The 9121-nt window shown below is 65.8% G+C and carries 12 protein-coding genes; 3 read left to right on the top strand and 9 right to left on the bottom strand.

Translation table 11 applies throughout. From position 1 onward, the window contains the following. Positions 1 to 124: 124 nt before the first annotated feature. On the bottom strand, positions 125 to 1270 hold the full coding sequence (locus HCZ87_RS18090) for an alpha-D-ribose 1-methylphosphonate 5-triphosphate diphosphatase (RefSeq protein ID WP_167646060.1): 1146 nt from the start codon (positions 1268 to 1270) through the stop codon (positions 125 to 127). A 52-nt stretch (positions 1271 to 1322) separates the two neighbouring features. Between HCZ87_RS18090 and HCZ87_RS18095 the strand changes: the two genes are divergently transcribed. Further along, a complete protein-coding gene (locus tag HCZ87_RS18095; RefSeq protein WP_167646062.1) occupies positions 1323 to 2006 on the top strand; it encodes a DUF1045 domain-containing protein in 684 nt (227 codons plus the stop codon). Here HCZ87_RS18095 and phnN read toward each other — a convergent pair. The 5 genes from phnN to HCZ87_RS18120 form a co-directional block, all read right to left on the bottom strand. Further along, positions 1988 to 2560, bottom strand: a complete 573-nt coding sequence (gene phnN / locus HCZ87_RS18100) for a phosphonate metabolism protein/1,5-bisphosphokinase (PRPP-forming) PhnN (protein WP_167646064.1) — start codon at positions 2558 to 2560, stop codon at positions 1988 to 1990. The two genes, HCZ87_RS18095 and phnN, sit on opposite strands and share 19 nt — an antisense overlap. Continuing rightward, positions 2557 to 3240, bottom strand: coding sequence for a phosphonate C-P lyase system protein PhnL (gene phnL, locus HCZ87_RS18105; RefSeq protein ID WP_167646082.1), 684 nt, complete (start codon positions 3238 to 3240; stop codon positions 2557 to 2559). The genes phnN and phnL overlap by 4 nt, the downstream gene beginning before the upstream one ends. 17 nt (positions 3241 to 3257) lie before the next feature. Beyond that, positions 3258 to 4202 carry a magnesium transporter CorA family protein gene (locus HCZ87_RS18110; RefSeq protein ID WP_167646066.1) on the bottom strand — a complete coding sequence of 315 codons (945 nt, stop codon included), beginning with the start codon at positions 4200 to 4202 and terminating at the stop codon, positions 3258 to 3260. A 3-nt stretch (positions 4203 to 4205) separates the two neighbouring features. Next, a complete protein-coding gene (gene phnK / locus HCZ87_RS18115; RefSeq protein WP_167646068.1) occupies positions 4206 to 4976 on the bottom strand; it encodes a phosphonate C-P lyase system protein PhnK in 771 nt (256 codons plus the stop codon). Positions 4977 to 5049: 73 nt separating this feature from the next. Beyond that, positions 5050 to 5907: an alpha-D-ribose 1-methylphosphonate 5-phosphate C-P-lyase PhnJ gene (locus HCZ87_RS18120; protein WP_167646070.1), complete on the bottom strand. Its 858-nt coding sequence runs from the start codon at positions 5905 to 5907 to the stop codon at positions 5050 to 5052. A gap of 46 nt (positions 5908 to 5953) precedes the next feature. On the opposite strand from HCZ87_RS18120, the gene HCZ87_RS18125 reads away from it, so the two are divergent. Further along, on the top strand, positions 5954 to 6094 hold the full coding sequence (locus HCZ87_RS18125; RefSeq protein WP_167646072.1) for a hypothetical protein: 141 nt from the start codon (positions 5954 to 5956) through the stop codon (positions 6092 to 6094). Between the two features lie 2 nt (positions 6095 to 6096). Here the strand turns inward: HCZ87_RS18125 and HCZ87_RS18130 are convergent, their stop codons facing one another. The 3 genes from HCZ87_RS18130 to phnG are packed head-to-tail and all read right to left on the bottom strand — an operon-like array spanning position 6097 to position 8267. After that, entirely contained in the window at positions 6097 to 7206 is a 1110-nt protein-coding gene (locus tag HCZ87_RS18130) for a carbon-phosphorus lyase complex subunit PhnI (protein WP_167646074.1), read from the bottom strand. 3 nt (positions 7207 to 7209) lie between these two features. Beyond that, complete coding sequence (gene phnH / locus HCZ87_RS18135) at positions 7210 to 7800, bottom strand: phosphonate C-P lyase system protein PhnH (RefSeq protein WP_167646076.1); 591 nt, start codon at positions 7798 to 7800, stop codon at positions 7210 to 7212. After that, complete coding sequence (gene phnG / locus HCZ87_RS18140) at positions 7800 to 8267, bottom strand: phosphonate C-P lyase system protein PhnG (protein WP_167646078.1); 468 nt, start codon at positions 8265 to 8267, stop codon at positions 7800 to 7802. Before phnG ends, phnH begins: the two co-directional genes overlap by 1 nt. 109 nt (positions 8268 to 8376) lie before the next feature. Here phnG and phnF point away from each other — a divergent pair, with 109 nt between their 5' ends. Then, a complete protein-coding gene (gene phnF, locus HCZ87_RS18145) occupies positions 8377 to 9099 on the top strand; it encodes a phosphonate metabolism transcriptional regulator PhnF (RefSeq protein WP_167646080.1) in 723 nt (240 codons plus the stop codon). The last annotated feature ends 22 nt before the right edge of the window (positions 9100 to 9121 follow it).

A 9121-nucleotide genomic window follows, 5' to 3' on the forward strand; every position in this document is an offset into this window, starting at 1 on the left:
CAGAGCACCAGCAAGAGCAGTGGCATGTCGCCTCTCCCCTTGCCCTTTTACAAACAAAGCGCGCGCCCCAATTTGGGGCGCGCTCCGCTGAATTACCGAGCCACGTCCAGCGGCAGAGGGCAGATCACGCCACGCGTTGCCCGCGGGAATACACGGCGCGCGGCATCGGCGTGCCCTCGCCAAGGCCAAAACGCAGCAGGTCGGCGCGTTTGCCGAGGGCGATTTCGCCACGATCCGTCAGCCCCACGGCCCGCGCGGGCGCTGCCGTCACCGTGGCGATGCCGCGTGCCAGATCGCCCCAGATCTCGCCCAGCTTGACCGCCGCCTGCAACAGCGCCGCCGGGATGTAATCCGACGAGACGATATCCAGAAGCTCCAGCTCTGCCAGCTCCTGCGCGGCCACATTGCCCGAATGCGAGCCGCCCCGGATCAGGTTCGGCGCCCCCATCATCACCGCGATGCCGTGGTCGTGACAGGCGCGGGCAGCCTCTGCCGTGGTGGGGAATTCCGCCAGTCGGATGCCATACCCCGCCGAGACCGCGACCTGCGCGGCGGTGGTGTCATCATGGCTGGCCAGCACCGCACCAAAACGCGCCGCCTCCGCCACCGTGGCGGCCTCGTGCAGGTCGCCGTATTGCGCCCTGAGATCCTTCAGCCGCGCCACGTGGTCGATGAATTCCGCATCCGACATGCCGCGTTTGGATTTCACATATTGCTCCAGCTTGGAGATATCGCGGAACTGGCGCTGCCCCGGGGTGTGGTCCATCAGGCTGACCAGCCCGACGCGATCCTGTTCCGTGAATTCCGACAGCTCCTCGGCCAGGGTTTCGGAGCAAACCTCTGCCCGCAGATGCAGGAAGTGGCTGATTTTCAACATATCCTTGCCGCGCAGCTCCAGCATTTCGCTGGCCAGCTGGCGGGCATATTTCTTGTAGCCGCCCTTTTTGCCGCTGGGGATCGAGCCGCAGCGCATGGCGTCGAACACCGTGGTGATACCGGTGGAGGCGAGCTCCGCGTCATGGGCGATGATCGCCGCCGCGTGGGGCCAGTCGACGCCGGGGCGCGGCTCGATATGGCGTTCCAGATTGTCGGTGTGCAGCTCGATCAGCCCCGGCGCGAGGAAATCGCCGCCAAGGTCCTGCGCCCCCGCAGGCACGGCCGCGCCCTCGCTGATATCGGCGATCACCCCGTCAACAATCCTGAGGGCGCCGGTGCGGGTTTCGCCAGCAAGGATCAGCGTGGCATTGGCAAGGATCAGCTCTTGTGTCATCTGGAATTCACATCTTTCGAGGTAGAGAAGGCCCATGTTCTAGGAGGCCAATGTGACATTTACGCGATATGCGATCTATTATGCGCCCCCCGCCGATGCGGCGTGGAGCAATTGGGCGACCCAATGGCTGGGCTGGGATATGGAGGCCGGGACGGAGCTCTCGCCACTCGCCGCCGAGGGGTTGGATGTGGCGTCCATCACCGCCACGCCGCGCAAATACGGGCTGCATGCGACGATGAAGCCGCCGATGCGGCTGGCCGAGGGCCGCGATGAGGCCCAGCTGCGCGCCGCCTGTGCCGCCCTTGCCAGCCATCAGGCCCCGGTGAGCTTGCAGGGGCTGGAAATCGCCCGCCTCGGCCGGTTCCTGGCGCTGCGCCCCCTGGGCGATGAGGCGGCGCTGAACGCGCTGGCAGCGGCCTGCGTCACGGAGCTGGATGCCTTCCGCGCCCCGGCCTCCGAAGCCGAGCTGGAGCGCCGCCGCGCGGCCAACCTCAGCCCCGAGCAGGAGCAGAACCTCACGCGCTGGGGCTACCCTTACGTGCTGGAGCAGTTCCGCTTTCACATCACCCTGACCGGCAAGCTGCCAAAGGGCGATCTGCCCGCGGTCGAGGCCTATCTCGCGACCGAACTGGCGCCTGTGTTGCCAAAGCCCTTTGTCATCCGCGATCTGGCGCTGATGGGCGAGGCGCCGGATGGGCGGTTTCACCTGATCCAACGCTATGCCCTCTCGGCCTGAATGATCGCCTGCGCGGCGGCGACGGCCTTGCCCAATGCGCCGCTGTTATCGACCTCAAAGAGCTGCGCGAGCCCCTCCGGCAGGGCGAGGCTGGCGCGGGAGAGTCGGCGCTGCACCTCTGCCGCATCCTCGCGCCCGCGTGCGGCGAGCCGGGCCGCCAGCACCTCCGGCGTGGCGGTGACCGAGATCACCCGGAAGTCGTCAAACACCTCTTGCGCCTGCAAGAGCACCGCCCGCGACAGGTTGACCAGCACGCCCGAAGCGCCGATGCGCAGCGCCTCGATATCGCGGGGGATGCCATAGCGCAGCCCATGGGCGCGCCAGTGGAGCGCAAAGACGCCCGCCGTCGCCAGCGCCTCGAATTCCGCCTCGGTGACCGGTTGATAGTCCTCGCCGCCCGCCTCGGGCGCGCGGGTAATGACCCGGCGCATGGCGCGCAGGCGGGGATCAGCGACCGCCAGCCCTTGCATCAGGCTGTCCTTGCCGACGCCAGAGGGGCCAACGACGGCGATCACCGGCCCTTTGCGCTGGGAAGCGTCGGCAGGCGCGCTCATGCGGCGGCCCTGGGGGCGAAGGCGGAGACATCGACAAAGCGGTCACAGACCTGCTCGCGGGCGGCCTCGTCGTGGAAAATGCCGATGATCGCCGCGCCACGCGCCTTGGCCTGCGCGATCAGGCCCAGCACGGTGGCACGGTTCTGCGCGTCCAGACTGGCGGTCGGCTCGTCCAGCAGCATCGCCGGGTAATCATAGGCAAAGCCCCGGGCGATATTCACCCGCTGCTGCTCGCCGCCGGAAAAGGTGGTGGGGCTCAGCGACCAGAGGCGCTCGGGGATGTTGAGCTGCGCCAGCAGTGTCGCGGCGCGATCGCGGGCGGCCTCAAGCGGCGTGCCGACGGCCAGCAGCGGTTCCGCTACCACATCCAGCGTCGCCACCCTTGGCACCACCCGCAGGAACTGGCTGACATAGCCCAATGTGCTGCGGCGCAGCTCCAGGATCTGGCGCGGCTCGGCGCTGGCCACATCCAGCCCGCCGATCAGGATCTGGCCGGAGGCGGCGAGGTAATTGCCGTAGATGAGCCGCATCAGGGTCGATTTCCCCGCCCCCGAGGCCCCCACCAGCCCGACGCATTCGCCGGGGCTGACAGCGAGCGTCGCGCCCTCCATCACCGGGATCAGGGCGCTGCCCTGATTGTGCAGAATGAAGCTCTTGGAGACATCTCGGATGTCGATCATAGGGGTATGGGACGTGGTCATAACCAGCCTTTCCAGCGAAAGAAGAGAAGCGTGCCCAGCGCCGACAGGGCCATCAGGCCGGTGGCGATCATCCAGCCGTAATCGGAATGCACGCCGGGCAGATATTCAAAGTTCATGCCATAGACAGAGGCCACCAGGGTCGGCGGCAGAAAGATCACGGCCACCACGGAGACAATGCGCCCCGTGATGCCCTGTTCCAGGGTAACCATGCCGAGGATCACATCGGTGAGATGCGCAATCCGCCCCGACAGGAAATCCGCATGCACCAGAAGCGCCTGGATATCGCGCCCGGTCGCCTTGGTGTAGCTGCGCAGATCCTTGGCGTCATGACCGACCCCGAAGGTGGAGAGCGCGCGCTCCAGCGTCAGCAGGCAGTGGCGATACTTGGCCAGCATCTCGCCCGCGCGGCCCACGTCCCGCAGCATCACCTCCAGCGCATCGCCCCAGACGCCCTTGTCGTCAAACAGATGCGCGGCGCGCTCGTCCAACTCGCGCCCCACCCCTTCGAGGAGGTCGGCCATGCGGGCGACGATCTCCTCCATCAGGGTCAGGAAGAGATGCGCCACCGTCTTGCAGCCCGCATTGCTGCCCTCGGCATGGGCCTGCAAGGTCACAAAGGGGCGCGGCGCATGATAGCGCACGGTGATCAGCCGATCCGGCCCCAGCAGACAGGCGACAGGGCCGAAGATGCGGGTTTTCTCGGGGTCGAGCCCCGGCAAAGATACGGTCAGCACATCCACCTTGCCCGCACGATAGAAGCGGTTGGAAATCTCGATTTCCTCCATATCCGCAAGGGTCGGCACGTCGACCCCCAGCGCCTGGACCCGCGCCACCTGTTCGGGTTGCGGCCGGTAGAGATCGACCCAATGGGCCTCCTCCAGCGGCGCGCCCTCGGGCAGCGGGGTCAGGGTTGCGTTATCCATCGTATAGGCAAAAAGCATGCGTCACACCTGTAGCACTGAAGAGACCAGAAGCTGAGTATAGGCATGTTGCGGGTCGTCAAGCACCTGATCTGTGAGGCCGGTTTCAACCACATGGCCGGATTTCATCACCATCAGCCGATCCGCCAGCAGCCGCACCACCGCAAGGTCATGGGTGACGATGATCGCCGAAAGCCCCATTTCACGCACCAAGCCGCGCAAGAGATCCAGAAGCCGCGCCTGCACCGAGACATCCAGCCCCCCGGTGGGTTCATCCATGAACACCAGTCGCGGGCCGGTGACCAGATTGCGGGCGATTTGCAGCCGCTGCTGCATGCCGCCGGAAAACGCCGTGGGGCGGTCGTCCACCCGATCCTCGGCAATCTCCACCCGGTCGAGCCAGTCAACGGCGGCGGCGCGGATCCTGCCATAGTGGCGATCGCCCACCGCCATCAGCCGCTCGCCGATATTGCCCCCCGCCGAGACCGACATGCGCAAGCCGTCTCGGGCGTGCTGATGCACAAAGGCCCAGTCGGTGCGGCTGAGCAGGCGCCGCTCGGGTTCGGACATGGTGACAGTGTCCTGGGGACCGTTCTGGCGGGTGTCAAAGACCACCTGCCCCTCATCGGGTTCCAGATGCCCGGCAAGACAATTCAACAGCGTCGATTTGCCGGACCCGGATTCACCCACGATCCCCATCACCTCGCCTGGATACAGATCAAAGCTGACATCAAGGCAGCCAATATGGGCCCCATAGCGTTTCGCCACGGAATTCACGTGTAAAAGAGGCGTCATCGCTCTGCTCCCATCGCCGGATTTTTTGAAAAAATCCGGGCAAAAAATTTCCAATTTTTTGAACCCCGGTGCGTCATGCGGCCACCTCGCCCAGACGTCCGACATGGCCCGCATCCCGCCGGCTGCGGCAATAATCGGTGTCCGAGCAGACAAACATCCGCCCGCCCGCGTCATCCAGGATCACCTCGTCCAGATAGCTGTCCTCGGCCGCGCAGAGATCGCAAGCGTGATCGGCCTTGGCCGCTTCAAAGGGATAATCCTCAAAATCCAGCGACACGACGCGCGTATGGGGCGGCACCGCATAGATGCGCTGTTCGCGCCCGGCGCCAAACAGCTGGATCGCTGCCATTTCCATCTTGGGGTTGTCGAACTTCGGGATCGGCGAGGGGTCCATCACATAGCGGCCCTCGACCTTGACCGGATAGGCGTAGGAGGTCGCGATCGCCCCATGCTGCGAGATATCCTCGTAGAGCTTCACATGCATCAGCCCGTATTCCTCCAGCGCGTGCATCTTGCGGGTCTCGGTCTCGCGCGGCTCCAGAAACCGCAGCGGTTCCGGGATCGGCACCTGATAGACCAGGATCTGATCCTCGCGCAGCGCCGCCTCGGGGATGCGGTGGCGGGTCTGGATGATGCTCGCCTTCTCCGTTTCCTCGGTGGTTGCCACACCGGCGGTGCGCTCAAAGAACTTGCGGATCGAGACCGCATTGGTGGTGTCATCGGCGCCCTGGTCGATCACCTTGAAACAATCCTCGGGCGTCAGCACCGCCGCCGAGACCTGCACGCCGCCGGTCCCCCAGCCATAGGGCATGGGCATTTCGCGGCTGGCAAAGGGCACCTGATAGCCGGGAATGGCGAGCCCCTTGAGGATCGCGCGCCGGATCATCCGCTTGGTTTGTTCGTCGAGATAGGCAAAATTATAGTCAGACATGGAGAATCCTCTTCGCCCAGCGTTCAGAACCCTCAAGGAGGTTGCTTTGGAGACTTTGATTGCAGTTGGCATCGCGATCACGGCGGCTGTTGCTTTTGTGATTTTCGCGGCTTTTGACGGCTTTGGAATTGACTGGAGAAAGCTCGGCCAGCAAGGTGATCCCAGCGCCGAAATTGGCGACGACTGATCTCATTCCGCCGCCTCCTGTGCTTGCTCGGCATCGGTCACGGCGCGCGCGGCCTCCGCCTCGGCGCGCAGCTTGCGCACCAGTTCCAGCTCGGCCTGAAAATCCACGTAATGGGGCAGCTTGATATGTTCCAAAAACCCCGTGGCCTGGATGTTGTCGCAATGGCTGAGGACAAATTCCTCGTCCTGCGCGGCGGCCCCGAGGTTATCCTCGCCCAGCTCCTTCCAGCGCAGCGCCCGGTCCACCAGCGCCATGGCAATCGCCTTGCGCTCGCTCTGGCCGAACACCAGCCCATAGCCGCGGGTGAATTGCGGCGGCTCAACCTTGGAGCCCTTGAACTGGTTCACCGTCTCGCATTCGGTCAGCTCGACCTCGCCGATCTCGATGGCAAAGCCCAGCTCGGGGATCTCCATCTCCACAGGCACCGTGCCGATGCGCAGCTCGCCGACAAAGGCGTGGTTGCGCGCATAGCCGCGCTGGGTCGAATAGGCCATGCCGAGGATGAAGCCCTCGTCGCCGCGCGTCAGTGATTGCAGCCGGGTGCTGCGATCCGCCGGAAAGGCCATCGGCGCGCGGGTGATATCCCTGGGCGTTGCCTCGCTCGCGGGTTCGGGCTGGATCAGATCCTCGCTGCCGAGGAAAGACGTCACATGCGGTGTTGGCTCCTGCCGGGGTGCCGCACGCGGGGCCTCGGGGGTCTCGCCTTCCGCCGCCAGTTTGAAATCCAGCAGGCGATGGGTGTAGTCAAACGTCGGCCCCAGCACCTGCCCGCCGGGCACATCCTTGAAGGTAGCGGAAATGCGGCGGTCGCAGGCCATTTCGCCGGTCTCCACCGGCAGGGAGCAGCCAAAGCGCGGCAGGGTGGTGCGATAGGCGCGAATGAGAAAGATCGCCTCGATCAGGTCGCCGCGCGATTGCTTGATCGCCAGCGCTGCCAGATCGGGATCATAGAGCGAGCCTTCGGCCATCACCCGGTTCACCGCGAGCTTCAGCTGTTCGCGGATCTGCGCCAGCGAAAGCTCGGCCACGCTGGGGTCACCCCGGCGTTCCTCGGCGAGCCAGGCATGGGCGTTGTCGATGGCGCGCTCGCCGCCTTTTACGGCTACATACATGGCTCAGCCCTCCGCTGTGATCTGGCTGGAGCGGGGCAGGCCCATGACCTGCGCCCCGCTGGTAAAAAAGACATCCACCCCCAGCGGATAAAGCATGGCATTGCGCTGAAGCGCCGCCACATCCGGCAGCGCCATCGCGGCGCTGTCCTTGATACCGGGGCCGGTCAGCCGCGCGTTGGGGCTGGTGAACGCGGGCAGCTCCACCACCAATGTGGCCGAGCGGTCCGGGTATTCGGCGGTGCCGATTTTATATTGCTCCAGCGGCATCAGGGCCTCCCAGCCCCCCACCGCAAAGTCGGCCTCGGCTGCCGCAACCAGCGGCGCGCCGGTGTGAAAGGCCAGCCAGCCGCGCAGGGCGGGACTGTCCACATCCGGCGCGAGATAGATCCCGGTTTCGGGATCACAGAGCGTCAGCAGCAGGCTGGCAGCGGCGGGGCTGAGCCCCTCGGGCGCGCAGCCGCCACTGAGGGAACGGATCTCGCCGGGGCGGGCCAGCACTTCCATCACGGCGCGAAAGCCGTGGGCCGCATCGGCCGGGGGATCGGCAAAGCCACCGGCATAGATATCGGTGGGTGTTTCGCTCAACTGGTCCATCAATCTTCGCCCCGTACCATGGTGAAAAACTCGACTTTGGTGGCCGCAGCCCTGGCGGCGCGGGCCTCTTTGCGGGCGCTGCGGTCCTGGCGCAGGGGGGTGAGGATCTTCTCCTCCACCTCTGCCGCCGCCTCGGTCTGCATCATCGCGTCAAGCTTGGCCGCCAGCTCCGCCTGCCGCTTGCTGCGGCCCTGCACATAGCCATGTCCCACCGCGCCGCAGGGCAGTTTGAGCGTGCAGCGGGTGACGCTCATCTCGCCGAGGTTGAAGGGCGCCCCGCTGGCACCCGTGCGGCCCCGCAGCATCACGCCGCCCACCTCGGGCGCGCGCAGCCAGTCATGGCCGGGCGCCGCGTCGAGCCCGTCAAACAGCGCCGCCAGCCGGGGCTCGGGCGCCGTGGCCAGAAGGCTCATCCATTCCTTGCGCGCGGCCTGGGAAAGCTCCTGGCGCAAATTTTCCTGTGTCATCTGTTCTGTCGCCCCTTGGCAAGCTGTCTATATATACTATACAACTAGACAAATAATACAGAGTCCGCGCCCCGATGCGCAAGCCCGTGAATTGCGAAAGTTTGATGACATGCCCCCTGCCCCCGCACGCACCCCGGTCTGGAAGTCGATCGCCATCGCCCTGACCGATGACATCGCGCAAGAGCGCTACGCCACCGGCGAGAAGCTGCCGGCAGAGGCACAATTGGCGACGCGTTTCGGGGTCAACCGGCACACGGTGCGCCGGGCGCTGGCGCAGATGGCGGAGCAAGGGCTGGTGCATGCCCGCCGCGGCGCCGGGGTGTTTGTGGCGGCACGGCCGACGGATTACCCGGTGGGCAAACGCATCCGCTTTCACCAGAACATCCGTCGCGCCGGTCGGGTGCCGCGCAAGAAGCTGCTGCTGCTGGAGGCCCGCGCCGCCGACAGCCGCGAGGCGGATGCGCTGGAGCTGGAACCGGGCGATCCGGTGCTGGTCTACGAGGGGCTCTCCTACGCCGACGACCACCCGGTGGCGCTGGCGCGCGCGGTGTTTCCCGCCGCGCGGCTGCCCGGCATTCAGGCGGCGCTGGAGGAGACGGCCTCGATCACCGAGGCGCTAAAGGCCTGCGGTGTCGCCGATTACCCCCGGCGCGAGACCCGCATCACCGCCAAGCTGGCCACCGCCACACAGGCGCTGCATCTGCGTATCTCGGAAGGGGCGCCGATCCTGCGCACCACCGGGATCTCGGTGGATCTGAACGGGGTGCCGATTGAATTTGGCCGCACCTGGTTCGCCGGAGATCGGGTGACGCTGACGGTTGGCGACGATTAGGCTCGGGAGCCATTCACCCTGC

It is taken from the genome of Phaeobacter sp. HF9A (genome assembly GCF_011806385.1).
Lineage (GTDB): Bacteria > Pseudomonadota > Alphaproteobacteria > Rhodobacterales > Rhodobacteraceae > Epibacterium.

Excerpts from the sequence above, each read along its gene's own strand:
- phnK (WP_167646068.1), bottom strand. The coding sequence starts at position 4,976 with ATGACGCCTCTTTTACACGTGAATTCCGTGGCGAAACGCTATGGGGCC.
- HCZ87_RS18130 (WP_167646074.1), bottom strand. The coding sequence starts at position 7,206 with ATGTATGTAGCCGTAAAAGGCGGCGAGCGCGCCATCGACAACGCCCAT.
- HCZ87_RS18120 (WP_167646070.1), bottom strand. The coding sequence starts at position 5,907 with ATGTCTGACTATAATTTTGCCTATCTCGACGAACAAACCAAGCGGATG.
- phnN (WP_167646064.1), bottom strand. The coding sequence starts at position 2,560 with ATGAGCGCGCCTGCCGACGCTTCCCAGCGCAAAGGGCCGGTGATCGCC.
- phnF (WP_167646080.1), top strand. The coding sequence starts at position 8,377 with ATGCCCCCTGCCCCCGCACGCACCCCGGTCTGGAAGTCGATCGCCATC.
- phnL (WP_167646082.1), bottom strand. The coding sequence starts at position 3,240 with ATGATCGACATCCGAGATGTCTCCAAGAGCTTCATTCTGCACAATCAG.
- phnG (WP_167646078.1), bottom strand. The coding sequence starts at position 8,267 with ATGACACAGGAAAATTTGCGCCAGGAGCTTTCCCAGGCCGCGCGCAAG.
- phnH (WP_167646076.1), bottom strand. The coding sequence starts at position 7,800 with ATGGACCAGTTGAGCGAAACACCCACCGATATCTATGCCGGTGGCTTT.
- HCZ87_RS18110 (WP_167646066.1), bottom strand. The coding sequence starts at position 4,202 with ATGCTTTTTGCCTATACGATGGATAACGCAACCCTGACCCCGCTGCCC.
- HCZ87_RS18090 (WP_167646060.1), bottom strand. The coding sequence starts at position 1,270 with ATGACACAAGAGCTGATCCTTGCCAATGCCACGCTGATCCTTGCTGGC.